Consider the following 24,550-nt stretch of genomic DNA (forward strand, 5'->3'; position numbering starts at 1 on the left):
TTGTACGCAACGAATGATTACGTCAGGCTCCGCCATCTCATGGTGTCCATGTTCATTGCTGGCGAACGTTGGGACAACCGTAAATTCGACCCGCTATTAATGACTTTTGCGAATGAATCCGCGCACCCTCACCCCATCCATGTCGTTGTTGCTGGCTTTCGAGGCTGCCGCCCGCCACGAAAGCTACACCCGCGCCGCCCACGAGCTGTCGCTGACGCAAAGTGCGGTCAGCCGTCAGGTGCAAATTCTGGAAAAGATGCTCGGCATGCGCCTGTTCACTCGTGAAGGCCGGCAAGTGGTGCTGACCGACGTCGGGCGCCTTTATCAACGCGAACTGGCCGAAGCGCTCGGGCAGATACGCAGCGCGACCCTGCAGGCGATGGCATTCGGATCCGGCATTCACAGCCTGCGCCTGGCAACGCTGCCGACCTTCGGCTCGAAATGGCTGCTGCCGCGACTCAAGGATTTCTACACCGCACATCCCGGCATGACCGTGCATCTGCATTCGCGCATCGAAGCAATCGACTTCGATACCAGCGAGATCGACGCGGCAATCTGCGTCGGCGGCGGAGATTGGCCGGGGCTGACCGCCCTGCCCCTGCACACAGAGGAACTGGTGGTGATCGCCAGCGTGCAACTGTCCGCCGTCGAACGCGACGACGCCGACCGGCACATCGCCGGGCAACTGCTGCTCAATGTCAGCAGTAATGCTCAGGCGTGGGCGGAATGGTTCAGTCAGCACGGCTTGCCCCATCGCAGCATGCGCATCGGGCCAAGCTTTGAAATGACCTCGCACCTGATTCAAGCGGTACGGGCGAACATTGGTGTGGGGCTGGTGCCGCGGATTCTGGTCGAGGATGAATTGGTGAGTGGCGAGCTGCTGCAACTGGGCGAGCCGATCACCAGCCGGCGCAGCTACTACCTGGTGTATCCGCCGCGAAATGAAAAGTTGCCGTCGCTGACGGCGTTTCGGGATTGGCTGATGCATACACTCTGAAGAATTCCGTTGCTCCGTTCGCGAGCAGGCTCGCTCCCACATTTGGAATACATTTCCTCTGTGGGAGCGAGCCTGCTCGCGAAGGCGCCAGATCTGGTGATCTCAAAACCTCGGCTTGACCGCCCTCCAGTCCGGCTTGTACCGCTGCATCTGCCGCACATCGTCGCGCTGGCGAATCCCGCAGGTCAGGTATTGATCATGCAGCTTGCCCAACTGCTCATGATCCAGCTCCAGCCCGAGCCCCGGTGCGCGGCTGATTTTCACGCAGCCATCGACAATCGGCAATTTTCCGCCCTTGATCACCTCTTCGTCCGGCTCCTGCCACGGGTAATGGGTGTCACAGGCGTAATCCAGATTCGGCACGGCCGCCGCGACGTGTGCCATGGCCATCAGGCTGATGCCCAGATGCGAGTTGGAATGCATCGACACACCAAGGCCGAATACCTCGCACATTTTCGCCAGAGTCTGGGTGTCGCGCAGGCCGCCCCAATAGTGGTGATCGGCGAGCACGATCTGCACGCTGTTCTGTGCGACGCTGCGGCGGAACTCGTCGAAATCGGTGACCACCATATTGGTCGCCAGCGGCAGGCCGGTGCGCTTGTGCAGTTCCGCCATACCGTCGAGGCCTGGCGTCGGGTCTTCGTAATACTGCAGATCATCACCGAGCAATTCAGCCATGCGAATCGAGGTTTGCAGTGACCAGTTGCCATTCGGGTCGATGCGCAGCGGGTAGCCGGGAAAGGCTTTCTTCAGTGCCTTGATGCAGGCCACTTCATGTTCCGGCGGTAACGCGCCGGCCTTGAGCTTGATGCTCTTGAAACCGTACGCCTCGATCATCCGCGCCGCTTGCGCGACGATCTGCTGCTCACTGAGCGCTTCGCCCCAGTCATCCGGTTTGTAAGGCGAATCGACGTGCTGCGCGTATTTGAAAAACAGGTAGGCGCTGAAAGGCACTTCTTCGCGGATTGCGCCGCCGAGCAAGTCCACCAGCGGTACGTTCAGGTAGTGCGCCTGCAAATCGAGAAACGCCACTTCGAACGCCGAGTACGCGTTGCTCACCGCTTTGCTGGCGTGTGAACCCGGTGCCAGTTCGGCTCCGGCCAGACTGGCCGGTTTGTGCGCCGCCACCGTCGCCTGCACGATCGCACGCAACTGATTGAGGTTGAACGGGTCGAGGCCGATCAGTTGCGCCTGCACTTGCTGCTGGATCGCCAGCGCCGGCGCGTCGCCGTAACTTTCGCCCAGGCCGATGTAGCCGTTATCGCTTTCGATCTCGATGATCGAGCGCAGGGCATAAGGTTCGTGGATGCCACTGGCGTTGAGCAGCGGCGGATCACGAAAGGCAATCGGGGTGACCGTGACACGGGTGATTTTCAAGATGATGCTCCTGACAGATCAACAATCGATTCAATGGCTCGCGGCCGGCCTGGCCGTCGCGACAACGGCGGTTTCGTCAGCGGGCTTTGCCGGGGTTTTGCCTTTGGCACCCGGCGCCGTGCGGGCGAAGAAAATCACCACCGCGGCGATCAGCGAAGTCGCCGCCAGGCCATACAGACCGCCCTCGATCGAGCCGGTGGTTTGCTCAAGAATGCCGAACGCCGTCGGCGCAACGAAGCCGCCGAGGTTGCCGATGGAATTGATCAGCGCGATCACCGCCGCCGCGATGCGCGCATCGAGATAGCTTTGTGGAATAGGCCAGAACAGCGCCGATGCCGCTTTGAAGCCAATCGCCGCGAAGCAGATGGCAACGAAGGCGAAGACCGGGCCGCCGGTGGTCGACATGAACATGCCGATGGCGGCGATCACCAGGGTCAGAGCGACCCACGCCTGCTGGAATTTCCATTTGCCGGCCATCGCAGCAAAACCGTACATGGCGACAATCGAAATGATCCACGGGATCGAATTGAGCAGGCCGACCTGGAAGTCGCCGAGGTTGCCCATCTTCTTGATCATGCTCGGCAGCCAGAACGTCGCGCCGTAAATGGTCAGGGCGATGGAAAAGTAGATGAAGCAGAACAGCGCGATCTGCCGATCCGCCAGCAACTTGAACATTGACGGCTTGCTGACCTGCACCGCTTCGCGGGCACGCTGCTCTTCGGCAATCGCCGCGACCAGCGCTTCACGCTCGTCTTCGCTCAGCCACTTGGCCTGACGTGGATGCGATTGCAGCCAGAACCAGACGAACGCGCACAGCACCACCGACGCCGCGCCCTCGATCAGAAACATCCACTGCCAGCCGTGCAAGCCAAGACCGCTGATGTGCAACAACGCACCGGACACCGGGCCGGAGATCACCGAAGCAATCGCCGAGCCGCTGAGAAATACCGCCATGGTCTTGCCTCGTTCGGAGGCTGGCAGCCATTGCGTGAAGTAATAAATGATCCCGGGAAAGAACCCCGCCTCGGCCGCGCCAAGAATGAAGCGCAACACGTAGAAGCTGGTTTCACCGCGCACGAACGCCATGGCCATGGCGGCCGCGCCCCAGGTGAACATGATCCGCGTCAGCCAGACGCGCGCGCCGTAACGCTGCAACAGCATGTTGGAGGGCACTTCGAACAACGCGTAGCCGATGAAGAACAGACCGGCGCCCAAGCCGTACGCCGCAGCCCCGATACCCAGATCGGTTTCCAGATGACTACGGACAAAGCCGATGTTGACCCGATCGATGTAGTTGACGATGAACATCACCACGAACAGCGGCAGCACGTGGCGCTTGACCTTGGCGGCGGCGCGGGCGAGCACCGTGATGTCCGCTGGACTCTGCAGGGTTTTCAAGGGGCGACTCCCGATCTTGTTGTTTTTAGGAATGGCTGAAGCGATGGAACGATCATGGACGCCGCGCATTGATCCCGTCTAATCTAACTTGGCATTCGATTGATACCCGGATTAGATCAATGTTCGAACTGACCCAACTGCGTTGCTTCACCACCGTTGCCACCGAACTGAATTTTCGCCGCGCTGCCGAACGGCTCAACATGACCCAGCCGCCGCTGAGCCGGCAGATCCAGTTGCTTGAACATCACCTCGGCGTCGAATTGTTCACCCGCAGCACCCGTAGCGTTGCGCTGACGGCCGCCGGGCGCGCATTTTTCATCGAAGCGCAGAATTTGCTCGAACGCGCCCAGCAAGCAGCAATCACCGCACGGCGTTTTGCCGAAGGTGATATCGGCTCGGTGAACATCAGTTTCGTCGGCAGCGCGGTGTATGAGTTCTTGCCCAAGGTGATCGCCGAGGCACGGCTGAAACAGCCGCAGGTGAAAATCGATCTGAGCGAGATGAACACCTATCAGCAACACGAAGCCCTGCGTGCGCGGCGCATTGATCTGGGCATCGCCCGCGCGCCGCTGCTGGAGCCGGGCTATGCCACCGAATGCCTGGTCCGCGAGCCGTTTGTGCTGGCGGTGCCCAGCGCGCACCCGCTGGCGATGGCGGCCGAAGTGCTGGTCAGCGATCTGGATCAACAACCGTTTCTGATGTACTCCCATGCGGCCTATCCACCGTTCAACGAACTGCTGACCGGCATGCTGCGCTCGGCGCGAGTTGCACCGGATTATGTGCAGTGGCTGGGTTCATCACTGACAATTCTGGCGTTGGTCAACGCCGGCATGGGCCTGGCGCTGGTACCGCGTTGCGCGACCAGTGTGGTGTTCAAGAACGTAGTGTTTCGCGATATCGATCTGGGCGAAGGGGTGCAGAGCGAACTGCATCTGATCTGGCGCGAAAATAATGACAACCCGGCGTTTGCGATGTTGCTGGAAGCGATTCGCCGGGCTGTGGTGCAAGGTTGGGGCTAGTGATCTATCGTGCCGGCCGACGCTTGAGCGGAGGCGGCGCGCTTGGCCCCTTGATCAATGGCACCTCCAGCATCTTTCCATCCGGCCCGACGAAGAGGCGCTCTAAATGTTTTGGCATGGGTTGTGGTGCTCTGGCAGTCGGCATGCGGATCCCTCTGAGGTAGGGCTGAATTCAACCCATTTGACGTTCGCGGAATCTATCAACAAAAACTCCGCACCATAAGAGGCCGGTTGGCCATCATCGTTGAGCCAGCGAGGGTATTGCATCACGAAGTGACCGCTGACTGATTCTCTTGGCCACTCCACCGGCCAGCCCAGGACGCGCCTTTCATCGTTCAAATGCAAGGTAATGAAACGCTCATATTGCGCAAAGGCGCAGAACCATTCGCTAGGGTAAGAAGATTGTTTCGTGACGTTTCTCTTGCGTAACCACGCGTGCAATTTATCGCCAGTGGCCAGATAACAGGCGAGAAGTCCGAGCATCAGCGAAAAAGCGCTTGCCCACGCTGTTTCTGCCCTTGAGTCCCATTGCCCAATGGACAAACCTTTTGAGCCAACCCACAAACACAACGACCTGACAGCCAACACCGCTCCCTGAACCACAAACGTAAAAATCAACGCCTGCACAATCTGCCCGAACGTATCAGGCCGCTTGAACGCCGTGAGTGAATAGAAAATCCATGCGGATAGAAACCCGGGAATCAGATACTGCAACAACGGTATGACTTCTTTGACCAGATCATCCATGATCCGAGGCTCTCTTCGAGGTCTTGCCGACCGACACTCGAAAGCCTAGTGCACGCTGGCAAACCGTTCGGGTGCAACTGTCACCGGGCGTTTCATGCCGTAGCCGGCTACAGGCAATCACGCACCGATTGGCGCAACGCCCCCGACTTGGCCCATGGCGGCCCCTGATACAACGAAACCCGGCTGCCGTCCTTGTATTTGACGATATCGAGGATCTCATCCGCAGTGATGACACTTGGCGCGGTGATGCGGTAGCCGTTGGAAATAGAGCTTTGCGAGGTCTTCGCTACATCCCGCTGCCACAACGGTAAGACACAGGCGGCATAGTCCTTGGGTGCCTTGTCGCTGGTCTTGCTGACATTTGGTTCACCCGGCACGAGTGACCTCGGTAACGAACAACCCGCCAACAGGGCAAACGCCAAAACCCCGATCCATATCCGCATGGTGTATTCCTGATCCCAAAAAAAGCGAATGTAACGCGTAACCGGGCGCACATCCATCGTGGCACGCCGCCCGCGGCGCGATCTGCACAACCTTTCACAACCTGGACAGACAGACGAACGAGCTTTGCCCATCGGCGAAAAATGCGACTACTCTGTTTTACCGAGAATGTTCAGGAGATGATCATGCGGCTCAATGAATACGAACACGAACTTCAGCGCGACCTGCAAAGCGTTGCATCGGACTTGCGCTGGTCAGCTGTCGATCTGAAACGCATCGCCGAGCAGTTGCGCAAATCGGGCAACGAAGCGGACGCGCAAGCGGTGCTGAGGTCGTGCCAGGTGCTGCAAAGCGATGAGGAACGGCTGCAAATCTACGCCAAAGAAGTGAAAGCGCGCGCCATCAGCCGAATCAAGGTGCACTGAGTCCCAACCTGTTTTCCCCTTCAACCAAAGAGCCCCGGCATTTGCCGGGGCTCTCGGTTACCACCCGTCACTGAGCTGTGTGACTTTTCGCCCGCGTCGAGCGTTTTTTGTAGCCAGGCAGTGCTGCGGCGTACGCCAGCGCTTCCTCTTTACTGGCAAACGATGCCAGCCGGTCACCCTGGGTGCAGACCCGCCAGGGGCCATTGTTCACGCTAAGCACGTCATAGCCGTTCATGTGCATCTTGTTCAACATCGGCATGCTCATGGACACCTCCATAGTTGCTTACGGTCAGTTCCAGCTTCACAGGGTTACCTTACACCCGGACTCACTGGATTTGCCGACCGGATGTCGCAAGGTCCGGCCTTCAGAAATCTTGCACTTTCCGCCACCACGCTCGCTCAAAATCTTATTGAAACCTTTACTTGAGGCACCGGCTCAAATATTGCAGTTTGATGACAATTAAGTGACAGGCAATAAACAGGTAACCGATGAAAGTACGTGCAACCGTTATATGCGAGCAGGATCGCCACATTCTCCTGGTCCGCAAACCGCGCAGCCACTGGACATTGCCCGGCGGCAAGGTCGAGCCCGGGGAAACCCGTGCGCAAGCGGCCGTGCGTGAGTTGCAGGAAGAAACCGGGCTGAATGCCGACGATGTGTTGTATCTGATGGAAATGCAGAGCGGCAGTACTCGGCATCACGTCTACGAGGCTTCGGTGGCAGACCTTGAGCAAGTGCGCCCGCAGAACGAAATCATCGATTGCATCTGGCATCCGCTGGATGCGGTGCGCCATTTGAATACCAATGAAGCGACGCTGCGCATTGTTGAAGCGTTTCAACGACGTTTGTAGTTTTAACCGGCAAACGCGCGACGCCCGGCGCTCATCTCTGTGCGCAGTTCGCCAATGAAGTTGGAAATATCACGGATCGTGACGAGATGTTCCGGCGATACACCGTTGAGCAGCAGCTCGACCTGACCGTTTTCCGGCCGATAAACCTTGATCTGCAACAACCCGTGCGCTGTGGGTGTGCATTCACATCCAAACGTGGGAAAGCCTGATTCAACGATGCGGCAGATGTCGTCAAGAGCAAGCATGGGGGCGCGCCTCGCAGGCGATGGGGCCGTTTAATCGATAAAGCATAGATCACCACTGCGCTACGTGCAGTCGCACAAACGTCGACTGGTTCGCGAATCAATGCGAGTCATGATCCCAGATCCAGTTCCACATTCCGGGCAGACTTACCGGTTCCGAGCTCTTTTCGACCGTGCGCGCCAACGCCGCTTTCTGCAATGCTTCGCGGTCGTCATAAAAAGCCTTGCCGTCCAGCTTCACACCCGTGGCGGCCGCACTGTCGACGAGGATCTGCAGGTATTCGCGGGTATGCCGCGCGGTGTAGCGATTGAGGTCATGAAAGGTCACCACCACTGGAATCACCCCGTCCACCGTCGGCAATTCCCCTGCGGCGATACGCTCACGCACCTCGGATAACTGCCGCAGCAGATTGGCGCGCCGGCGTGGGCTGGCATTGAAGCCCCAGATCTTGCCGTCGTTGGCGCTCAGATCCGTCAGCAACACCTGCAAACCGTGCTGCTGATAGGCCGCGAAGGTGCGTTTGTCGTAATTCCAGAATGGCGGGCGCAGTAATTTCGGTGGCGCACCGGTGATCGCCTCGATATCGGCGCTGCCGTTACTCAGCGACGCTTCCAGTTGCTGCGGGTCCAGCGAGCGATGATTGGTGTGCCAATGGGTCGCTGTGTGAAACGCCAGGATGTGCCCTTCGGCGTGTTCCCGCCGCATCAGGCTGCGGCCTATCTCACTATTGCCAGCTCGCGGCGCACGGGTCTGCACGAAGAACACCGCTTTGATATTGGCTTGCAGCGGATTGTCCTTGAGGCCGTCGAGCACCATCGCCGTCGGGTTCCAAAAGCTCGAAGCGCTGGGGCCGTCGTCGAAGGTCAGCAGGAACCGCACCGGTGCCTGGGCCTGCAGGCGCGTCTGCGTTCGCGCAGTCATGTCTATCGGCGCGGCGATACAACCGGCCAGCCCGAGCACCATGAGTGCCGCTGTAAAAAGCTTGAGTCCGGATGTCATGTTTGCCTTGAGCGCAACCGCTGCCGTCTTGTTGTCGATTGGCAACTTCCCTCGCCCCTACCCCATCCGTGCATTGCCCTTCGCGAGCCGAGGTTGGATAAGGTACACGGGCTTTGGTTCCGGCGCTTGTTACGTCATTGCTCTTTGATGGAGAGAATCTTCGCTGGAGCCGTCAGCGACTAAACTGAAGTGTCCAACCGGAGATTCAGCCCATGTGCGGAAGACTCTCGCAGTACCGCGGCATTCACGATTTCGTCGCAGCATTGAGCATTCCCGATGCCTTGATCAATCACGTCGGCGATGCACCGCTGGCTCGCTACAACGCGGCGCCGACCGCAGCGCTGGCGGTTCTCCATCAACAGGGGCAACGCATTCAGGCCGACAACCTGCGCTGGGGCTGGCGTCCGCACTGGGCCACAAACCGCCCTGCGCCGATCAATGCCCGCGTAGAAAAAGTCGCCCATGGCGCGTTTTTCCGCTCGATCTGGCGCCATCGCCTGATTGTCCCCGTCGACAACTGGTTTGAATGGGTCGACACCGGGGAAAAAAACCGCCAGCCATGGCTCATTCGTCGCGCAGATCACAGCGCGGTTTTCTGCGCCGCCATCGGCCAATTTCCCACAGCGCAACGCGCGGCTCGAGACGATGACGGTTTTGTGATCATTACCGCCGAAGCAGTCGGAGGCCTGCTCGATGTGCATGATCGCCGCCCGGTGGTGCTTGGCCCGGAACTGGCACGCGAGTGGCTCGACCCGGCGACCTCCATTGAACGCGCCGAGCAGATGTTGTTCGAAGGTGAACACAGCGAGCGGTTCGAATGGCACAAGGTCGGCAAAGCCATCGGCAACGTAAGAAACCAGAATGCTGAATTGATTCAGCCAGTTGAATAAGCGGCGGACGTCATTTCAGCAAACCATTGGCTCGTTCGCGTTACAACGGCTGTTTCACTCGTGAAACAGTGCAAATGTAACCGATACGCAAATGGACCAACCGCTTGTCAGACAACCCGACCGTCGTACATACATTTCGCTGCACTACAGCTAGCATGCGCGCCGCATTTCCATTTGGTATACCAGTTGACCAAAGAGTCAACGAACCAGGATTCCCAACAACATCTACAAGCCTTGCAGAGAACTAAGTTGCGCGACGATTTTGCAATCAAACAGGTCGGTGGCCTGGAGTGTATTCATCTGTCCACGACAGAGCGCTTTGAACTCGACTGTTTTATCGGCCACTACATCAAGACCCGAAACCTGCGTGCCGTTCCCGATATCGAACGGATCCTGCGCAGCACCCTCGAAAACTATCCCGGCCACGCGCCGGTGATGGTCAACGAGCTGAATGCCTGGATCGACAGGACCTTGGGATATCGGGCCTCACACCCGGATTTCACCCAACTGGACGATCTTTGAGTCAGTAAAAAGCCCCGCCATCGCGGGGCTTTTCGTATCGACTGCTCAGAACTTGCGGTCAGGCTCGGAAAGATCCTGACCATCGTCATGCTTCCAGGTTTTTTCCTTGCGCTTCTCGCGCTCGATTTCTTCTTCGCTCGGTTCATCCGTTTCTATATCGTTTTCAGGCTGCTTTTGCTCATTCGTCATGCGCACCTCCTGCCACCGTCAACAGTCTTCCTTCAAGCGTAGATCAGGTTTCAGGCAAGGGCCCATGCGGGGCGTTCGCCCTGAGCTTTAATCCCCACGTCGGCGTAACATGGCGTCATCACAATCGCGTCAGGGAAACGACATGCTGTACCGAATCGCAGCCGATGGGCTGGTGCTGTTTCATCTTTTGTTCATTCTGTTCGTGCTGTTTGGCGGGCTGCTGGTGCTCAGATGGCCACGCTTGGTGTGGCTGCATTTGCCGGCTGTCGCCTGGGGCGTGGCGGTCGAGTTGCTGCACCTGACCTGCCCGCTGACCTACTGGGAAAACCTCATGCGCCACGCCGCCGGCCAGACCGAATACGCCGGAGGCTTCATCGAGCATTACATCTGGCCGATCATCTACCCGGCTGGGCTGACCCCGCAGATTCAACTGGCGCTTGGCAGCGTGGTGCTGGCGATCAACTTGCTGGTGTACGGACGCTTGATTCGTTCGTGGAAGTCGCGTCGCGCTGCCGCTCAGCCCTGATCGACCTCGCAAACGGTTTTGAAGCGCGAATCGAAATCCGCTGCCAGCTCCGCCAGGGTGATGCTGCCCAGTCTCGACAGCAATAGCGCTTGCGCCTCATCGAAGGTTCGCGTCAGCGCGGCATTGACCGCCTGCTCGACCAGGCACTGTGGATGATCCGTCGATAAGCCGATGGAAAAAATCGACTGCGTGCCCAGTGCCTGGTGAATTTCCAGCAACGTAATCTGCTTTAACGGTTTGGCCAGCGCCCAGCCGCCCTGATGGCCCTTCTCCGACGTCACGAAACCCTGCTCCTTGAGCAAGCCCATGGTGCGCCGCACCACCACCGGATTGGTGCCAAGCATCCCGGCGATGGTTTCCGAAGTGGCGCGTTTTTCGTGGCGATCCATGTGGATCAGCACATGCAGCATGCGCGACAGGCGCGTGTCGTTTCTCACTTGAGCATTTCCAGACTGAACAAAGAATACCTCCGAGTATCGCTTGCAAGATCTGAAGTTACGAGACTATTGACAGTCTTTTTTCACGTAACTTACGCTGTACGCTGAAAACCTCACAGCGGAGATCTGGATCATGGTGTACGACGTCATCATTGTCGGCGGCAGTTACGCAGGGCTGTCAGCAGGCCTGCAGCTGGCCCGCGCCCGGCGCAGCGTGCTAGTGCTCGATTCAGGCCTGCGGCGCAATCGCTTCACCGACACTTCCCACGGCTTTCTCGGACAGGACGGACGCGCACCCGGCGACATTGCTGCCGAGGCGCGGGCGCAACTGATGGCCTACCCTACCGTGCAATGGCTGGCAGATACGGCGGTAGAGGCCGTGCAGGTTGACGCTGGTTTTGCTGTGCGCACCCGCACCGGCGAGCAGCTCAGCGCCAGGCGCCTGATCCTCGCGTCGGGCGTGATCGACGAATTGCCGGACATCGAAGGACTCCAACCACGCTGGGGCCAAAGCGTTTTTCACTGTCCTTACTGTCACGGCTACGAGCTGAATCATGGCGCAATCGGCGTATTGGCGACCGCGCCCCTGTCGATTCATCACGCCCTGATGCTGCCTGACTGGGGCCCGACCACGTTCTTCATCAATGGCGTTTTCGAACCCGATGCCGAACAACTGGCGCAGTTGGCTGCACGGGGAGTCAGGCTGGAAACCCGGCGCGTCAGGCGCATCGATGGCGCGCGTGCCGACGTGGTCCTCAGCGACGGCGAGATCGTCGCGGTCGCCGGTCTGTTCGCCATGCCGCGCACACGCATGGCAAGTCCACTGGCCGATCAGTTGGGCTGTGTACTCGAAGAAGGGCCGATGGGGCCGTTTATTCAGACTGACGCGACCCAACAAACCAGCGTCCCTGGGGTCTTCGCCTGCGGAGACGCCGCACTGGCTGCCGGCTCCGTCGCACTGGCGGTCGGCGACGGAGCCCGCGCCGGGGCAGGCACACACCGCTCGCTGATTTTCGGCTGAATACGCTGACGCCTTAGCGCGGCGTCTGCTTCAACCCTTCCAGCCATGTCGGATCCAGGCGCGTCTGCTCGGTATCGAGCCCCTGCGCCTGCATGCGCTGTTTATGCTCTTCGACTTCCCGCCACAGCTGCCCGTGATCGCTGGAGTTGCCGTCCAGCTCGTGCATCTGCATCAGCCCCAGATGATAGAACCGCAGCACTTTCAACGCGGTCGGATCGTTTTGCGCGACGGCGGCGGTGAGGTGGTGCATCACGTTGGTGATGGTCATCAGGCTACGTTTGAGCCGCCAGCTGTACACCGCCGGCGCCATCCAGCTCTGATGCCAGAAGCGTCCACGGAGCAATGCGCCGGTCAGTAAAAAGGCCAGGAACACCCCGCCGACATTGAAGCGCAGGTTATCGCCAGCAGGTTCGCCGAACAGCGCCACGGCCACGCTGGAAAACAACATTGCCAATACCAGAAACAGCACGGCGATGATGATCGTGCTGCGCCGGGTCTGCTGGCGGAAAGTGGCGGCGTCCATCGGTTGAATCTCGAACATCACAAATAACTTCCTTGAGCGACAAGAGGAGTAACGGAAAAAACCGCCCGGCGCATTATCGCCTCTGGCGCGGATTTAGCTATGCTGGGGCTCCTTTTGATCTTTTCAGCGTCCAACGGGGACATGGCGGTATAGCGCAGATCGTGCCATCTTCATTCATGGATACACATTATTCGGATGCCGTTCGCCTGCTCAGGGAATGACATCGTTTTAAGGATCACTGCATGACCCAACGACACGTAATCAATGCCTCGGTCAGTCCGAAAGGCAGCCTGGAAACCCTCTCTCAACGTGAAGTGCAACAACTGAGCGAAGCCGGATCCGGCAGTACCTACACTCTCTTCCGCCAGTGCGCCCTGGCCATCCTCAACACCGGCGCCCATGTCGATAACGCCAAGACCATTCTCGAAGCCTACAAGGACTTCGAAATCCGCATTCACCAACAGGATCGCGGCGTGCGCCTCGAACTGTTGAACGCTCCGGCCGACGCGTTCGTCGACGGCGAAATGATCGCCAGCACCCGGGAGATGTTGTTCAGCGCCCTGCGCGATATCGTCTACACCGAAAACGAGCTGGACAGCCAGCGCATCGACCTGAGCAATTCCCAAGGCATCAGCGACTACGTGTTCCACCTGCTGCGCAACGCGCGCACCTTGCGTCCGGGTGTCGAACCGAAGATTGTCGTGTGCTGGGGCGGCCATTCGATCAACACCGAAGAATACAAATACACCAAAAAGGTCGGCCATGAGCTGGGCCTGCGCAGCCTCGACATCTGCACCGGCTGCGGCCCGGGCGTGATGAAAGGCCCGATGAAAGGCGCGACCATCGCCCACGCCAAACAGCGCATTCACGGCGGCCGCTACCTCGGCCTGACCGAGCCGGGCATCATCGCCGCCGAAGCGCCGAACCCGATCGTCAACGAACTGGTGATCCTGCCGGATATCGAAAAACGTCTGGAAGCGTTCGTGCGGGTCGGCCACGGCATCATCATTTTCCCCGGCGGCGCCGGTACGGCCGAAGAGTTCCTCTACCTGCTCGGCATCCTGATGCACCCGGACAACAAGGGCCTGCCCTTCCCGGTGATCCTCACCGGCCCGAAAAATGCCGCGCCGTATCTCGAACAACTCGATGCGTTCGTCACTGCAACTCTCGGCGAAGCGGCCCGTCAGCATTACGAAATCATCATCGACGATCCGGCTGAAGTAGCGCGGCAAATGACCCAAGGCTTGAAAGCCGTGAAACAGTTCCGCCGCGAACGCAACGACGCTTTCCATTTCAACTGGCTGTTGAAGATCGACGAAGGCTTCCAGCGCCCGTTCGATCCGACTCACGAAAACATGGCCAACCTGAAGTTGCACCTCGACCAGCCTGCCCACGAACTGGCAGCGAATCTGCGTCGCGCGTTCTCAGGGATCGTCGCCGGTAACGTCAAGGACAAGGGTATTCGCCTGATCGAAGAGCACGGGCCGTACCAGATCCGCGGCGACGCGGCGATCATGCAACCGCTCGACGCCCTGCTCAAAGCGTTTGTCGCCCAGCACCGGATGAAACTGCCGGGTGGCGCGGCGTATGTGCCGTGTTATCGAGTGGTGGCGTAACTTTCACGCCTTACACAGCTCCATGGGGGAGCTGGCTTGCCAGCGAAAGCGGCAGATCAGACAGCTAAATGCTGACTGGTACACCGCCATCGCCAGCAGGCTGGCTCCCTCGCTGCTCGAGTGAAGGCAAAATCCGTGCACGCCCCAAAACCCTGTGGGAGCCAGCCTGCTGGCGATGAGGCCCTGAAGAACGACATCAGCCGTGACTCACCAACCGCGCAGCCAGCGCCTTGGCCTGTAACGCCACATCCGTCACCGCCGTACTTTCCCACCACATCCCGCGCAACGGTGGCCCCATGGCAAACAAACGCCTGGAGGCGTGCCCTTCGGCATCCCGCACTGAACCATCTGCCGCCGCGGCAATTCCCAGCGCCAACGGCCCCGGTTGCACCAGACCGCGCGCCAGCAACTGCTGGGGCAACGGCCGCGCCACGCGGCGCCAGTCGTACTCGATGCCGCTGGAGTTGATCAGCGCGGCGCCCATTACCACGCGCGTTTCGGATTCTCCACGACGCCGAATGCGAATACCGATTCCACCCTCTGGACTCGGCTCGAGCCTCTTGAACGATGCAGCATCAATCGTCAGCCGCCCTGCCCCATGCAGTCTCTCAAGCAACTGCGCGCTCAACGGCGGCGAACGGTGATGATGACTTTCCCACCATGGCCGCACATGGCGTACGAATTGTCGCCGCTGTACGTCGCTCGCCTGACTCCACAAACGCGCGATATGCACACGAACCGTGTCCAGCGGTGCCTGCCAGTCGATACCTTGCGCACTGGCTATCTGGCATTGTCGACGCAGTTCGCGCAACAACTGCCGTGGCGTGCGGAGGTTGTGATCGGCAGCGAGGAAATCCACCCATGCCGGTGGTTGCCGGCGCACATGCGGCAACAAGCCATGCCGGGAAAACACCTTGATCGGCCCGCGATGCCCGGCCTGCTCCAGCGACACCACCGCGTCGACCATGGTCAGGCCGGAGCCGATGATCAGCACGGCCGATTGGGGGTCGAGCAGGCGCATGGCGGTGACATCCCAGGGATCGAGCGCGGCGGCGTTGAGGCCGCTGGAGGCTTTTTGTGGGGTTCGCGCGGCGGGAAACATACCGGTCGCCAGCACCGCATAGGCTCCGTGCAGGGTTTGCCCGTCGCTCAAGCTCAGCCGTACCGAATCCGTAGCGGATACCAAGTCAGTGACTTCGGCGCAGATGTGTTCGACGCTCGAGCCGTGTTGCGCGCCGATTGCGCGGGCTTCAGCCAGACGCTGCTGGACATAGACACCGAACAATCCGCGCGGCGGGAACAGTTCGCTGACCGGCACGTTCTGCTCGGCAGACTCCGGCCAGCCGCCGGCAGCGATGTGCCCGGTGAGCCATTGAGTCAGGTCATCAGGATTGTCCGGGTCGACGCTCATGCGCGCGGCGTTACCGTTCAGCGTGTGGCCCAGCTCGACAGCGCTGTAGGCCTCGCCCCGACCAAGCTCAGCGCGCGGCTCGATAATGAGAATCTTGCGCTGCCCGGGCAGACGCAATAACTGGACCGCGAGCATCGTGCCGCTGAGGCCGCCGCCGATGATAAGGACGTCTGCGCTCAGGCTCATTCAAATCACCACATTACGGATGAATCGCGCCGCCACGTCGCCATCATTACGATAAGAATGCGGCTGGTGGCTGGCAAACATGTAGAACTCCCCGGCATTGATCTGCTGCGGCTGGTCGCCGAGCATCAGCGTCAGGCATCCTTCAAAGACAAAAATCTGCTCGCTCCAGCCCTCGGCGTCGACCTGCGAGGGATAGACCTCACCGGGTTGCAGACACCATTCCCACTGCTCGACTTCGCGCGTAGCGATGGCTTTCGACAGCAATACTGCTTTGCTGCCGGGAATGCTGCCGGCCCATGCCACCTCGTTGATGCGGCTGGGATCGCGGGCATCCGGGGCCTGGATGAGATCACTGAACGCCACATCGAGCGCTTCGGCGACGCGATCCAGCGTGGTCAGGCTGACATTCTTCTCGCCCGCCTCGATCGCTACCAGCATGCGCCGACTGACCCCGGATTTTTCCGCCAGTGCTGTCTGACTCAGGTCGGCAGCATGCCGCAACCGTCGGACATTCTGGCTGACGTGCTGCAGTACAGAGGCGCGTTGCATGGAATCTTTGTGCACTATATTGCTCACTCGGTGGGGGTTGGGCAGTATACTGCGCAACGTTGGCCGCATTGTGCGGCCTCCTTTTTATCGTACGCAAGGCCACCATGTCACCGAACACTTCCTCTAATCCTGTGCGTCTTTCCCGATTCAGCAAAGCCGAGTGCGTGCTGGTGCTGATTACGATGATCTGGGGCGGCACGTTCCTGCTGGTTCAGCATGCGATGACCGTCAGCGGCCCGATGTTTTTTGTCGGTCTGCGTTTTGCGGCTGCTGCGCTGATTGTTGCGCTGTTCTCCTGGCGTCATCTGCGTGAACTGACCGTGTTCGAATTCAAGGCCGGTGCGTTCATCGGCGTGGCGATCATGCTCGGTTACGGCTTGCAGACGGTGGGCCTGCAGACCATTCCGAGCAGTCAGTCAGCGTTTATCACGGCGTTGTATGTACCGTTCGTGCCGTTGTTGCAGTGGCTGGTGCTGGGGCGGCGGCCGGGGTTGATGCCAAGCATCGGCATCATGCTGGCGTTTACCGGGCTGATGCTGTTGTCCGGCCCGTCCGGCGCTGCGCTGAATTTCAGTCCCGGCGAGATCGCTACATTGATCAGTGCGATCGCCATTGCTGCCGAGATCATTCTGATCAGCACCTATGCCGGCCAGGTCGATGTGCGTCGGGTGACGGTGGTGCAACTGGCGACGACGGCGGTGCTGTCGTTCCTGCTGGTGGTGCCGACCGGTGAGCTGATTCCGGATTTTTCCTGGACGCTGCTGATCACCGCGCTGGGCCTGGGCGCAGCGAGCGCGGCGATTCAGGTGGCGATGAACTGGGCGCAGAAAAGCGTTTCGCCGACGCGGGCAACGCTGATTTATGCCGGTGAGCCGGTGTGGGCCGGGATTGTCGGGCGAATTGCTGGCGAGCGGTTGCCGGCGATTGCGCTGATGGGGGCCGGGTTGATCGTTGCGGCGGTGATTGTCAGTGAGTTGAAGACCAAGGCTGCGAGGTCCGACGCCGAAACTGAGTTGGAGCGGGAAACTCAGGGTTGATCGATAACATCTCGAGCGTCTGGCCCGGCGCTTTCGCGAGCAGGCTCGCTCCCACAATGGAATGTATTTCAAGGTGGGAGCGAGCCTGCTCGCGAAAATGCCATCCGCCACATCATCCCTGCCACTGAAACAAGGCTAAACACAAAAAACCGGACTACTTTGTAGGATTCTGAGACATCCTGCCGTTTGGTGATCAGGGAGCTGGCACGTATGATGCTTCACAAACCTCCGCAGATTAGAAGCCTATGTCCCTGATAGTTCTACTGCTTCTGCCTTTCATAGGCAGCTGTCTGGCAGCCGTGCTGCCACACAACGCGCGCAACGCCGAATCCCTGCTGGCAGGGCTGGTCGCTCTGATCGGCACCGTCCAGGTCGCAATGCTGTATCCGCAAATCGCCCATGGCGGCGTGATCCGCGAAGAATTCATGTGGCTGCCCAGCCTCGGTCTGAATTTCATTCTGCGCATGGACGGCTTCGCCTGGCTGTTCTCGATGCTGGTGCTGGGCATCGGCACCCTCGTTTCTTTATATGCCCGTTATTACATGTCGCCGGACGATCCGGTGCCGCGTTTCTTCGCATTTTTTCTAGCGTTCATGGGCGCCATGCTCGGGTTGGTGATTTCCGGCAACCTGATTCAAATGGTATTTTTCTGGGAGCTGACCAGCCTGTTCTCCTTCCTGCTGATCGGCTATTGGCATCACCGTGCCGACGCCCGGCGCGGCGCGTACATGGCGTTGATGGTCACGGGGGCCGGCGGATTGTGCCTGCTGGCGGGGGTCATGATCCTCGGCCATGTGGTCGGCAGCTATGACCTCGACAAGGTCCTGGCCGCCGGCGACATGATTCGCGCACACGCCCTCTACCCCATCCTCCTGCCGCTCATTCTCATCGGCGCTCTCAGCAAAAGCGCACAGTTCCCCTTCCACTTCTGGCTACCCCACGCAATGGCGGCGCCCACCCCGGTTTCTGCCTATCTGCACTCGGCGACCATGGTCAAGGCCGGGGTTTTCCTGCTGGCACGTTTATGGCCATCGCTGTCGGGCAGTGAAGAATGGTTCTACATCGTCAGCGGGGCCGGCGCCTGTACGCTGTTGCTCGGCGCGTATTGCGCGATGTTCCAGAACGACCTGAAAGGCTTGCTGGCCTATTCGACCATTAGCCATCTCGGCCTGATCACCCTGCTGCTCGGTCTGAACAGTCCGCTGGCAGCCGTGGCCGCCGTCTTCCACATTCTCAACCACGCCACCTTCAAGGCGTCGCTGTTCATGGCCGCTGGCATCATCGACCATGAAAGCGGTACCCGCGATATCCGCAAACTCAGCGGCCTGTTCAAGCTGATCCCCTTCACCGCAACACTGGCCATGGTCGCCAGCGCCTCGATGGCGGGAGTGCCGTTGCTCAACGGTTTCCTCTCGAAGGAAATGTTCTTCGCCGAAACCGTGTTCATCAATGCCACGGCGTGGGTCGAAACCAGTCTGCCGATCGTCGCCACGATCGCCGGCATGTTCAGCGTCGCCTACTCGCTGCGGTTTACAGTCGATGTGTTCTTCGGCCCGACCGCCACCGACCTGCCGCACACCCCGCATGAACCTCCGCGCTGGATGCGCGCACCGGTCGAATTGCTGGTGTTCACTTGCCTGCTGGTGGGGATTTTCCCCGCGCAAATCGTCGGCCCGCTGCTCGCCGCTGCGGCGCTGCCGGTGGTCGGCGGCGAGTTGCCCGAATACAGCCTGGCGATCTGGCACGGCCTGAACGCGCCGATGATCATGAGCCTGATCGCCATGTCCGGCGGCATCCTCCTCTACTGGTTGCTGCGCAGGCAGTTCCGACTGGGCCGCTTCAAATACCCGCCGCTGGTGGGTCGCTTCAACGGCAAGCGCCTGTTCGAGCGCAGTCTGGTGGTGATGATGCGCCTGGCCCGGCGCGTCGAACGCCGCCTCGGCACCAAGCGTCTGCAGATGCAATTGTTTCTGGTGGTATTGGCGGCAGTGCTTGCCGGCCTGATCCCGATGTTGCACAGCAGCCTGAGCTGGGGCGATCGGCCGAAGATCCCCGGCTCGATTGTTTTCGTCACCCTGTGGCTACTGGCGATTGCCTGCGCCCTCGGCGCCGCCTGGCAAGCCAAGTATCACCGGCTGGCGGCACTGACCATGGTCAGCGTCTGTGGCTTGATGACCTGCGTGACCTTTGTCTGGTTCTCCGCGCCGGATCTGGCGCTGACCCAGCTCGCCGTCGAAGTGGTCACTACGGTGCTGATCCTGCTCGGCCTGCGCTGGTTGCCACGCCGCATCGAAGAAGTCTCGCCACTGCCAAGCAGCCTGCGCAAGGCGCGAATTCGCCGTCTGCGCGATTTGCTGCTATCGATTGCCGTCGGCGGCGGCATGGCGTTGCTGTCCTACGCCATGCTGACGCGGCAGACGCCCAACGATATTTCCTCCTTCTATCTCAGTCGCGCCCTGCCCGAAGGCGGCGGCAGCAATGTGGTCAACGTGATGCTGGTGGATTTCCGAGGCTTCGATACCCTCGGCGAAATCACCGTGCTGGTCGCCGTGGCATTGACCGTGTTCGCCCTGCTGCGCCGCTTCCGCCCACCGAAAGAAAGCCTGCAACTGCCAGCCCAGCAGCGTCTGCTGGCGCCGGACGTGGTCACCGATCTGGTCAACCCGCGCTCGGCCAGCGACACCGCGCTCGGCTTCATGATGGTGCCGGCAGTACTCGTGCGTCTGCTGCTGCCGGTTGCGCTGGTGGTGTCGTTCTACCTGTTCATGCGCGGGCACAACCAGCCTGGCGGCGGCTTTGTCGCCGGCCTGGTGATGTCGGTGGCGTTCATCCTGCAATACATGGTGGCCGGTACGCAGTGGGTCGAAGCGCAAATGAGCCTGCGACCGCTGCGCTGGATGGGCACCGGTTTGCTGTTCGCCACCGCCACGGGCCTCGGGGCGATGCTGGTCGGTTATCCGTTCCTGACCACGCACACCTGGCACTTCGAGCTGCCGGTGCTGGGCGATATTCACATCGCCAGCGCACTGTTCTTCGACATCGGCGTGTATGGCGTGGTGGTCGGTTCAACGTTGTTGATCCTCACTGCCCTCGCCCACCAATCGGTGCGGGGCCACAAGACCGCGTCGCTACCCAGGTCTGTCGCCAGCAAAGGAGCCGTCTGATGGAAGAAGTCATCGCAATTGCCATCGGCGTTCTTGCCGCGTCGGGGGTCTGGCTGATATTGCGGCCAAGGACGTTTCAGGTGGTCATGGGCCTGTGCCTGCTGTCGTATGGGGTCAACCTGTTCATTTTCAGTATGGGTAGCCTGTTCATCGGCAAGGAGCCGGTGATCAAGGACGGCGTCACCCAGGACTTGTTGCACTACACCGATCCGCTGCCGCAAGCGCTGGTCCTCACGGCGATTGTCATCAGCTTTGCCATGACCGCGCTGTTCCTTGTCGTGCTGCTCGCCTCGCGCGGTCTGACCGGCACCGACCACGTCGACGGCCGGGAGCCTAAGGAATGATGGCGATGACCCACCTGATCGCCGCTCCGATTCTGCTGCCGCTGCTGACCGCCGCGCTCATGTTGATGCTCGGCGAACGGCACCGGCCGCTGAAGGCGAAAATCAACCTGTTCTCCAGCCTCCTCGGCCTGTTCATTTCGGTGATGCTGCTGCAGTGGACGCAGACCACCGGTGTGCCTGGCTCGATCGGCGTGTACTTGCCAGGCAACTGGCAGGCGCCGTTCGGTATTGTGCTGGTGGTCGACCGACTCTCGGCGCTGATGCTGGTGCTGACCGGAATCATCGGCGTCAGCGCCCTGCTGTTCGCGATGGCACGCTGGGATGGCGCAGGCTCGAGCTTCCACGCGCTGTTCCAGATTCAATTGATGGGGCTGTACGGCGCGTTCCTGACTGCCGATCTGTTCAACCTGTTCGTATTTTTTGAGGTACTGCTGGCCGCGTCCTACGGCTTGCTGCTGCATGGCTCGGGTCGAGCACGGGTGTCGTCGGGTTTGCATTACATCTCGATCAACCTGCTCGCTTCGTCGCTGTTCCTGATTGGCGCAGCGCTGATCTATGGCGTTACCGGCACCCTGAACATGGCTGATCTGGCGCTGAAGATTCCGCTGGTGTCAGAAGCCGACCGTGGCTTGCTGCACGCGGGCGCCGGGATTCTTGCGGTTGCGTTCCTGGCCAAGGCTGGCATGTGGCCGCTGAATTTCTGGCTGGTGCCGGCGTATTCCTCGGCCAGTGCGCCGGTGGCGGCGATGTTCGCGATCATGACCAAGGTCGGCGTCTACACCTTGTTGCGCCTGTGGACGCTGCTGTTCTCAGAGCAAGCCGGGGCTTCGGCATTTTTTGGCGGCGACTGGCTGATCTATGGCGGCATGGCGACCATGGGCATCGCAGCGCTGGCAATTCTCGCGGCGCAACGGCTCGAGCGCATGGCCAGCCTGAGCATTCTGGTGTCGGCAGGGATTCTGCTGTCGGCGGTGGGGTTCGCTCAGCCCAACCTGATCGGCGGCGCGCTGTTCTATCTGGTCAGCTCGACCCTGGCACTGAGTGCGCTGTTCCTGCTGGCGGAGCTGATCGAGCGTTCGCGCTCGGCCAACGAAATCCCGCTGGAAGACGAAAGCGAATTGCTGCCGCGGCCGCAGGAATCCCTGCAGCCACCCAAAGGCATCAACCTCGACGACGAGCAAAAAGCCGTAGTCGGTCAGGTGATTCCATGGACCATGGCGTTTCTCGGCCTGAGCTTCATTGCTTGCGCACTGTTGATCATCGGCATGCCGCCGCTGTCGGGGTTCATTGGCAAACTCAGCCTGATCGGTGCATTGCTTAACCCGTTGGGACTGGGTAACGGCGGGCCAATCTCCACCGCAGCGTGGGCGCTGTTGGGCTTGTTGATTCTCACCGGGCTGGCGTCGCTGATGGCATTTTCGCGCTTGGGTATCCAGCGTTTCTGGACGCCCGAAGAGCGCCCGTCGCCGTTGCTGCGCAAACTTGAATGCGCGCCGATCTTCCTGCTGTTGGGGCTGAGCATCATGCTGACGTTCCAGGCTGAGCCGCTGCTGCGCTACACCCAGGCCACCGCCGATGCGCTGCATAATCCCCAGCAATACGTGATGGCGGTGCTCGGCACCCGCGCCGTGCCCAGCCCCGAAGGCAAAGCCGCGATGCTGGAGGTGCAGCCATGAAGCGACTGTTTCCGGCACCGTGGTTGTCTTTAGCGTTGTGGATTTTGTGGCTGACGCTGAATCTATCGATCAGCCCGGGCAATCTGCTGTTGGGCGCGGCACTGGGTTTTGCGGCACCGTTGATGATGCGCAAACTGCGCCCAAAACGCGCGCACATACGCCGTCCCGGCAGCATTGTGCGTCTGTTCTTACTGGTCGGGCGTGACGTGGTGATGTCGAATCTGATCGTCGCCTGGGGCGTGCTCAACGCCGGCCGCCGTGCGCCGCGCTCGCGCTTCATCAGAGTGCCACTTGATCTGCGCGATGCTCACGGTCTGGCGGCACTGGCGATGATCTGCACGGTGGTACCCGGCACCGTATGGTCGGAACTGGCACTCGATCGCAGCGTTTTGTTGCTGCACGTGTGGGATTTGCATGACGAAGCGCAATTCATCGAGCATTTCAAAAGCACGTACGAGCGGCCGTTGATGGAGATCTTCGAATGAGCCCATTACTGTCCAATGCGATCCTGCTGACGCTGTTCCTGTTCTCGCTGGCCATGGTGCTGACGCTGATTCGCCTGTTCAAAGGCCCCTCGGCGCAGGATCGCGTCCTGGCGCTGGACTACCTGTACATCGTCGCCATGTTGATGATGCTCACTCTGGGCATTCGTTATGCCAGTGACACTTACTTCGAAGCGGCGTTGTTGATCGCGCTGTTTGGCTTCGTCGGCTCGTTTGCCCTGGCGAAATTCCTGCTGCGTGGCGAGGTGATCGAATGACCGACGGCCTGTCTCTATGGGTTGAGATTCCAGTGGCGATTCTGCTGGTGCTCAGCGGCGTATTCGCCCTGATTGGCGCCTTGGGATTATTGCGCATGAAGGATTATTTCCAGCGCATGCACCCGCCGGCACTGGCGTCGACACTGGGCGCCTGGTGTGTGGCACTGGCTTCGATCATTTGTTTTTCGGCGCTGAAATCCACAGCGGTGGTACACGCCTGGCTGATTCCGATCCTGCTGGCGATTACCGTACCGGTGACGACACTGCTGCTGGCACGGGCTGCACTGTTTCGTAAACGCATGGCCGGGGATGATGTTCCGGCTGAGGTCAGTAGCCGGAAAACTGAAAGCGGTAGCTGAAGTCTTCCATCGCCTGAAATGGTGCTATCGCGAGCAGGCTCACTCCTACATGGGAACGCATTTCAAATGTAGGAGTGAGCCTGCTCGCGATAGCGATCTTTAATTCACCTCAAATCCAGGCCACCGCCAACAACCCCGCCCCCAACACCGCACACAACGGCGAATACACCCAGGTATCCAGTCGCGCAAACCGCGAATCCTTCACTTCCTTGAAAAACCCGACCAGATTCGAATCGCCAATTGCCCGGGCAAACAGCAGCAAGGCAATCGCGCTGATTACCCACTGCAATGCCTTGTGCTGCACCGCCGGCATGCCCCAGCCGACACGCATACAGACCAGCACGGCAATCAGTAACAGAGCGGCTGCCACCAGCAAGGTGATCCAGCCCGACGGTTTGAACGCTGGCCGCAGCGTCTCGACAAAACCGGCCACCGGCACCTGCGGCACCACCACGGCCGCCGCCCATTGCCCACCCAGCGCCCAATACACATGCATCAGGCCGATCAACGCAAACGCACTCACCAGCCATTGAGCCAACACAAAGGTCATGGTTGAAATCCTTGGAAAGGGATTTGAACCAACCATCGTAGTCGGATTTTTCTCATGTGCACGACCGGTCGGCGGTATGCGGGGGAATGAGCGGGGTTCCAAAAACATCGCCAGCAGGCTGGCTCCCACAGTTGGTATGCGATCCCCTGTGGGAGATTCTATGGTTTTCACCAAGCTTTTTAGGCCGTTTTGCTGACGTAGTTCGTCTTCGTTTTCATCAAGGCAAACGCAATGCGAGCGAGTTTACGTGACAGAATCACCAACGCTTCAGTGGTGGCCTTGCCCTTGTTTC

At 60.0% G+C, this 24,550-nt stretch carries 29 protein-coding genes and 1 pseudogene; 16 read left to right on the forward strand and 14 right to left on the reverse strand.

Annotated features, from left to right (window positions below):
• Positions 1 to 112: 112 nt before the first annotated feature.
• Positions 113 to 997, forward strand: a complete 885-nt coding sequence (locus tag ACGSLL_RS25545) for a LysR substrate-binding domain-containing protein (RefSeq protein ID WP_394508353.1) — start codon at positions 113 to 115, stop codon at positions 995 to 997.
• Positions 998 to 1,099: 102 nt separating this feature from the next.
• On the opposite strand, the gene ACGSLL_RS25550 is transcribed toward ACGSLL_RS25545, so the two are convergent.
• The gene (locus tag ACGSLL_RS25550; RefSeq protein ID WP_394508355.1) at positions 1,100 to 2,374 is read right to left on the reverse strand and encodes a glucarate dehydratase family protein; all 1,275 of its coding nucleotides are present in this window, start codon (positions 2,372 to 2,374) and stop codon (positions 1,100 to 1,102) included.
• A gap of 30 nt (positions 2,375 to 2,404) precedes the next feature.
• Positions 2,405 to 3,772 carry an MFS transporter gene (locus ACGSLL_RS25555; protein ID WP_394508357.1) on the reverse strand — a complete coding sequence of 456 codons (1,368 nt, stop codon included), beginning with the start codon at positions 3,770 to 3,772 and terminating at the stop codon, positions 2,405 to 2,407.
• Between the two features lie 119 nt (positions 3,773 to 3,891).
• Here ACGSLL_RS25555 and ACGSLL_RS25560 point away from each other — a divergent pair, with 119 nt between their 5' ends.
• The gene (locus tag ACGSLL_RS25560) at positions 3,892 to 4,791 is read left to right on the forward strand and encodes a LysR family transcriptional regulator (protein WP_394508359.1); all 900 of its coding nucleotides are present in this window, start codon (positions 3,892 to 3,894) and stop codon (positions 4,789 to 4,791) included.
• 102 nt (positions 4,792 to 4,893) lie between these two features.
• Here the strand turns inward: ACGSLL_RS25560 and ACGSLL_RS25565 are convergent, their stop codons facing one another.
• Both ACGSLL_RS25565 and ACGSLL_RS25570 read right to left on the reverse strand, forming a co-directional pair.
• Positions 4,894 to 5,538 carry a DUF6338 family protein gene (locus ACGSLL_RS25565; RefSeq protein ID WP_394508360.1) on the reverse strand — a complete coding sequence of 215 codons (645 nt, stop codon included), beginning with the start codon at positions 5,536 to 5,538 and terminating at the stop codon, positions 4,894 to 4,896.
• A 107-nt stretch (positions 5,539 to 5,645) separates the two neighbouring features.
• Entirely contained in the window at positions 5,646 to 5,981 is a 336-nt protein-coding gene (locus tag ACGSLL_RS25570; RefSeq protein ID WP_394508362.1) for a hypothetical protein, read from the reverse strand.
• Between the two features lie 183 nt (positions 5,982 to 6,164).
• On the opposite strand from ACGSLL_RS25570, the gene ACGSLL_RS25575 reads away from it, so the two are divergent.
• Positions 6,165 to 6,404: a hypothetical protein gene (locus tag ACGSLL_RS25575; RefSeq protein WP_208937797.1), complete on the forward strand. Its 240-nt coding sequence runs from the start codon at positions 6,165 to 6,167 to the stop codon at positions 6,402 to 6,404.
• Between the two features lie 67 nt (positions 6,405 to 6,471).
• On the opposite strand, the gene ACGSLL_RS25580 is transcribed toward ACGSLL_RS25575, so the two are convergent.
• Positions 6,472 to 6,669, reverse strand: coding sequence for a DUF2188 domain-containing protein (locus ACGSLL_RS25580; RefSeq protein WP_208937798.1), 198 nt, complete (start codon positions 6,667 to 6,669; stop codon positions 6,472 to 6,474).
• Positions 6,670 to 6,893: 224 nt separating this feature from the next.
• Between ACGSLL_RS25580 and ACGSLL_RS25585 the strand changes: the two genes are divergently transcribed.
• Positions 6,894 to 7,256 (forward strand): NUDIX hydrolase, encoded by a 363-nt coding sequence (locus tag ACGSLL_RS25585; protein WP_090284179.1) that lies wholly within the window; start codon positions 6,894 to 6,896, stop codon positions 7,254 to 7,256.
• A gap of 2 nt (positions 7,257 to 7,258) precedes the next feature.
• On the opposite strand, the gene ACGSLL_RS25590 is transcribed toward ACGSLL_RS25585, so the two are convergent.
• Entirely contained in the window at positions 7,259 to 7,501 is a 243-nt protein-coding gene (locus ACGSLL_RS25590; RefSeq protein ID WP_394508364.1) for a DUF1652 domain-containing protein, read from the reverse strand.
• A gap of 97 nt (positions 7,502 to 7,598) precedes the next feature.
• The gene (locus ACGSLL_RS25595; protein ID WP_394508365.1) at positions 7,599 to 8,498 is read right to left on the reverse strand and encodes a polysaccharide deacetylase family protein; all 900 of its coding nucleotides are present in this window, start codon (positions 8,496 to 8,498) and stop codon (positions 7,599 to 7,601) included.
• 212 nt (positions 8,499 to 8,710) lie between these two features.
• Between ACGSLL_RS25595 and ACGSLL_RS25600 the strand changes: the two genes are divergently transcribed.
• Together ACGSLL_RS25600 and ACGSLL_RS25605 are read left to right on the forward strand one after the other, a co-directional pair.
• Positions 8,711 to 9,388, forward strand: coding sequence for an SOS response-associated peptidase (locus ACGSLL_RS25600; RefSeq protein ID WP_394508367.1), 678 nt, complete (start codon positions 8,711 to 8,713; stop codon positions 9,386 to 9,388).
• Positions 9,389 to 9,637: 249 nt separating this feature from the next.
• On the forward strand, positions 9,638 to 9,910 hold the full coding sequence (locus ACGSLL_RS25605; RefSeq protein ID WP_394508369.1) for a hypothetical protein: 273 nt from the start codon (positions 9,638 to 9,640) through the stop codon (positions 9,908 to 9,910).
• 45 nt (positions 9,911 to 9,955) lie between these two features.
• Here ACGSLL_RS25605 and ACGSLL_RS25610 read toward each other — a convergent pair whose 3' ends face one another.
• Entirely contained in the window at positions 9,956 to 10,099 is a 144-nt protein-coding gene (locus tag ACGSLL_RS25610) for a hypothetical protein (protein WP_394508370.1), read from the reverse strand.
• A gap of 142 nt (positions 10,100 to 10,241) precedes the next feature.
• Between ACGSLL_RS25610 and ACGSLL_RS25615 the strand changes: the two genes are divergently transcribed.
• On the forward strand, positions 10,242 to 10,625 hold the full coding sequence (locus ACGSLL_RS25615) for a DUF2784 domain-containing protein (protein WP_394508372.1): 384 nt from the start codon (positions 10,242 to 10,244) through the stop codon (positions 10,623 to 10,625).
• Here the strand turns inward: ACGSLL_RS25615 and ACGSLL_RS25620 are convergent.
• The gene (locus ACGSLL_RS25620) at positions 10,616 to 11,062 is read right to left on the reverse strand and encodes an Rrf2 family transcriptional regulator (RefSeq protein ID WP_394508373.1); all 447 of its coding nucleotides are present in this window, start codon (positions 11,060 to 11,062) and stop codon (positions 10,616 to 10,618) included. The two genes, ACGSLL_RS25615 and ACGSLL_RS25620, sit on opposite strands and share 10 nt — an antisense overlap.
• Positions 11,063 to 11,195: 133 nt before the next feature.
• Between ACGSLL_RS25620 and ACGSLL_RS25625 the strand changes: the two genes are divergently transcribed.
• On the forward strand, positions 11,196 to 12,083 hold the full coding sequence (locus ACGSLL_RS25625) for an NAD(P)/FAD-dependent oxidoreductase (RefSeq protein ID WP_394508374.1): 888 nt from the start codon (positions 11,196 to 11,198) through the stop codon (positions 12,081 to 12,083).
• A 13-nt stretch (positions 12,084 to 12,096) separates the two neighbouring features.
• Here the strand turns inward: ACGSLL_RS25625 and ACGSLL_RS25630 are convergent, their stop codons facing one another.
• Positions 12,097 to 12,624, reverse strand: coding sequence for a DUF3087 domain-containing protein (locus ACGSLL_RS25630; RefSeq protein WP_394508375.1), 528 nt, complete (start codon positions 12,622 to 12,624; stop codon positions 12,097 to 12,099).
• 224 nt (positions 12,625 to 12,848) lie between these two features.
• Here ACGSLL_RS25630 and ppnN point away from each other — a divergent pair, with 224 nt between their 5' ends.
• Positions 12,849 to 14,222, forward strand: coding sequence for a nucleotide 5'-monophosphate nucleosidase PpnN (ppnN, locus tag ACGSLL_RS25635; protein WP_090284194.1), 1,374 nt, complete (start codon positions 12,849 to 12,851; stop codon positions 14,220 to 14,222).
• Positions 14,223 to 14,418: 196 nt separating this feature from the next.
• Here the strand turns inward: ppnN and ACGSLL_RS25640 are convergent, their stop codons facing one another.
• Positions 14,419 to 15,819 carry an FAD/NAD(P)-binding protein gene (locus ACGSLL_RS25640; RefSeq protein ID WP_394508376.1) on the reverse strand — a complete coding sequence of 467 codons (1,401 nt, stop codon included), beginning with the start codon at positions 15,817 to 15,819 and terminating at the stop codon, positions 14,419 to 14,421.
• Positions 15,820 to 16,383, reverse strand: a complete 564-nt coding sequence (locus ACGSLL_RS25645) for a helix-turn-helix domain-containing protein (protein ID WP_394508377.1) — start codon at positions 16,381 to 16,383, stop codon at positions 15,820 to 15,822.
• A gap of 89 nt (positions 16,384 to 16,472) precedes the next feature.
• Between ACGSLL_RS25645 and ACGSLL_RS25650 the strand changes: the two genes are divergently transcribed.
• The 7 genes from ACGSLL_RS25650 to ACGSLL_RS25680 all read left to right on the forward strand — a co-directional run bounded on the left by ACGSLL_RS25650 (position 16,473) and on the right by ACGSLL_RS25680 (position 23,708).
• Complete coding sequence (locus tag ACGSLL_RS25650) at positions 16,473 to 17,405, forward strand: DMT family transporter (protein WP_394508378.1); 933 nt, start codon at positions 16,473 to 16,475, stop codon at positions 17,403 to 17,405.
• Between the two features lie 245 nt (positions 17,406 to 17,650).
• Positions 17,651 to 20,569 (forward strand): monovalent cation/H+ antiporter subunit A, encoded by a 2,919-nt coding sequence (locus ACGSLL_RS25655; protein WP_394508379.1) that lies wholly within the window; start codon positions 17,651 to 17,653, stop codon positions 20,567 to 20,569.
• Positions 20,569 to 20,913 (forward strand): Na+/H+ antiporter subunit C, encoded by a 345-nt coding sequence (locus ACGSLL_RS25660; RefSeq protein ID WP_007910763.1) that lies wholly within the window; start codon positions 20,569 to 20,571, stop codon positions 20,911 to 20,913. Before ACGSLL_RS25655 ends, ACGSLL_RS25660 begins: the two co-directional genes overlap by 1 nt.
• Positions 20,910 to 22,589: a monovalent cation/H+ antiporter subunit D gene (locus tag ACGSLL_RS25665; RefSeq protein ID WP_394508380.1), complete on the forward strand. Its 1,680-nt coding sequence runs from the start codon at positions 20,910 to 20,912 to the stop codon at positions 22,587 to 22,589. Before ACGSLL_RS25660 ends, ACGSLL_RS25665 begins: the two co-directional genes overlap by 4 nt.
• Complete coding sequence (locus tag ACGSLL_RS25670; RefSeq protein ID WP_394508381.1) at positions 22,586 to 23,074, forward strand: Na+/H+ antiporter subunit E; 489 nt, start codon at positions 22,586 to 22,588, stop codon at positions 23,072 to 23,074. Before ACGSLL_RS25665 ends, ACGSLL_RS25670 begins: the two co-directional genes overlap by 4 nt.
• On the forward strand, positions 23,071 to 23,349 hold the full coding sequence (locus ACGSLL_RS25675) for a K+/H+ antiporter subunit F (protein WP_090284207.1): 279 nt from the start codon (positions 23,071 to 23,073) through the stop codon (positions 23,347 to 23,349). The genes ACGSLL_RS25670 and ACGSLL_RS25675 overlap by 4 nt, the downstream gene beginning before the upstream one ends.
• Complete coding sequence (locus ACGSLL_RS25680; protein ID WP_394508382.1) at positions 23,346 to 23,708, forward strand: Na+/H+ antiporter subunit G; 363 nt, start codon at positions 23,346 to 23,348, stop codon at positions 23,706 to 23,708. Before ACGSLL_RS25675 ends, ACGSLL_RS25680 begins: the two co-directional genes overlap by 4 nt.
• Before the next feature lie 109 nt (positions 23,709 to 23,817).
• Here the strand turns inward: ACGSLL_RS25680 and ACGSLL_RS25685 are convergent, their stop codons facing one another.
• Both ACGSLL_RS25685 and ACGSLL_RS25690 read right to left on the reverse strand, forming a co-directional pair.
• Positions 23,818 to 24,258 (reverse strand): DUF3995 domain-containing protein, encoded by a 441-nt coding sequence (locus ACGSLL_RS25685; RefSeq protein ID WP_394508383.1) that lies wholly within the window; start codon positions 24,256 to 24,258, stop codon positions 23,818 to 23,820.
• 179 nt (positions 24,259 to 24,437) lie between these two features.
• A pseudogene (locus ACGSLL_RS25690) lies at positions 24,438 to 24,550 on the reverse strand (IS110 family transposase); the annotation flags it as partial.

It is taken from the genome of Pseudomonas retamae (assembly GCF_043496865.1).
Classification (GTDB): domain Bacteria; phylum Pseudomonadota; class Gammaproteobacteria; order Pseudomonadales; family Pseudomonadaceae; genus Aquipseudomonas; species Aquipseudomonas retamae.

What these genes read in the sequence shown, in the direction of transcription:
- ACGSLL_RS25575 (WP_208937797.1), top strand. Translation starts at nt 6,165, where the DNA reads ATGCGGCTCAATGAATACGAACACGAACTTCAGCGCGACCTGCAAAGC.
- ACGSLL_RS25670 (WP_394508381.1), top strand. Translation starts at nt 22,586, where the DNA reads ATGAAGCGACTGTTTCCGGCACCGTGGTTGTCTTTAGCGTTGTGGATT.
- ACGSLL_RS25560 (WP_394508359.1), top strand. Translation starts at nt 3,892, where the DNA reads ATGTTCGAACTGACCCAACTGCGTTGCTTCACCACCGTTGCCACCGAA.
- ACGSLL_RS25565 (WP_394508360.1), bottom strand. Translation starts at nt 5,538, where the DNA reads ATGGATGATCTGGTCAAAGAAGTCATACCGTTGTTGCAGTATCTGATT.
- ACGSLL_RS25630 (WP_394508375.1), bottom strand. Translation starts at nt 12,624, where the DNA reads ATGTTCGAGATTCAACCGATGGACGCCGCCACTTTCCGCCAGCAGACC.
- ACGSLL_RS25660 (WP_007910763.1), top strand. Translation starts at nt 20,569, where the DNA reads ATGGAAGAAGTCATCGCAATTGCCATCGGCGTTCTTGCCGCGTCGGGG.
- ACGSLL_RS25685 (WP_394508383.1), bottom strand. Translation starts at nt 24,258, where the DNA reads ATGACCTTTGTGTTGGCTCAATGGCTGGTGAGTGCGTTTGCGTTGATC.
- ACGSLL_RS25640 (WP_394508376.1), bottom strand. Translation starts at nt 15,819, where the DNA reads ATGAGCCTGAGCGCAGACGTCCTTATCATCGGCGGCGGCCTCAGCGGC.
- ACGSLL_RS25625 (WP_394508374.1), top strand. Translation starts at nt 11,196, where the DNA reads ATGGTGTACGACGTCATCATTGTCGGCGGCAGTTACGCAGGGCTGTCA.
- ACGSLL_RS25615 (WP_394508372.1), top strand. Translation starts at nt 10,242, where the DNA reads ATGCTGTACCGAATCGCAGCCGATGGGCTGGTGCTGTTTCATCTTTTG.
- ppnN (WP_090284194.1), top strand. Translation starts at nt 12,849, where the DNA reads ATGACCCAACGACACGTAATCAATGCCTCGGTCAGTCCGAAAGGCAGC.
- ACGSLL_RS25610 (WP_394508370.1), bottom strand. Translation starts at nt 10,099, where the DNA reads ATGACGAATGAGCAAAAGCAGCCTGAAAACGATATAGAAACGGATGAA.
- ACGSLL_RS25680 (WP_394508382.1), top strand. Translation starts at nt 23,346, where the DNA reads ATGACCGACGGCCTGTCTCTATGGGTTGAGATTCCAGTGGCGATTCTG.
- ACGSLL_RS25595 (WP_394508365.1), bottom strand. Translation starts at nt 8,498, where the DNA reads ATGACATCCGGACTCAAGCTTTTTACAGCGGCACTCATGGTGCTCGGG.
- ACGSLL_RS25570 (WP_394508362.1), bottom strand. Translation starts at nt 5,981, where the DNA reads ATGCGGATATGGATCGGGGTTTTGGCGTTTGCCCTGTTGGCGGGTTGT.
- ACGSLL_RS25655 (WP_394508379.1), top strand. Translation starts at nt 17,651, where the DNA reads ATGTCCCTGATAGTTCTACTGCTTCTGCCTTTCATAGGCAGCTGTCTG.
- ACGSLL_RS25585 (WP_090284179.1), top strand. Translation starts at nt 6,894, where the DNA reads ATGAAAGTACGTGCAACCGTTATATGCGAGCAGGATCGCCACATTCTC.
- ACGSLL_RS25545 (WP_394508353.1), top strand. Translation starts at nt 113, where the DNA reads ATGAATCCGCGCACCCTCACCCCATCCATGTCGTTGTTGCTGGCTTTC.
- ACGSLL_RS25665 (WP_394508380.1), top strand. Translation starts at nt 20,910, where the DNA reads ATGATGGCGATGACCCACCTGATCGCCGCTCCGATTCTGCTGCCGCTG.
- ACGSLL_RS25675 (WP_090284207.1), top strand. Translation starts at nt 23,071, where the DNA reads ATGAGCCCATTACTGTCCAATGCGATCCTGCTGACGCTGTTCCTGTTC.
- ACGSLL_RS25650 (WP_394508378.1), top strand. Translation starts at nt 16,473, where the DNA reads ATGTCACCGAACACTTCCTCTAATCCTGTGCGTCTTTCCCGATTCAGC.
- ACGSLL_RS25600 (WP_394508367.1), top strand. Translation starts at nt 8,711, where the DNA reads ATGTGCGGAAGACTCTCGCAGTACCGCGGCATTCACGATTTCGTCGCA.
- ACGSLL_RS25580 (WP_208937798.1), bottom strand. Translation starts at nt 6,669, where the DNA reads ATGAGCATGCCGATGTTGAACAAGATGCACATGAACGGCTATGACGTG.
- ACGSLL_RS25590 (WP_394508364.1), bottom strand. Translation starts at nt 7,501, where the DNA reads ATGCTTGCTCTTGACGACATCTGCCGCATCGTTGAATCAGGCTTTCCC.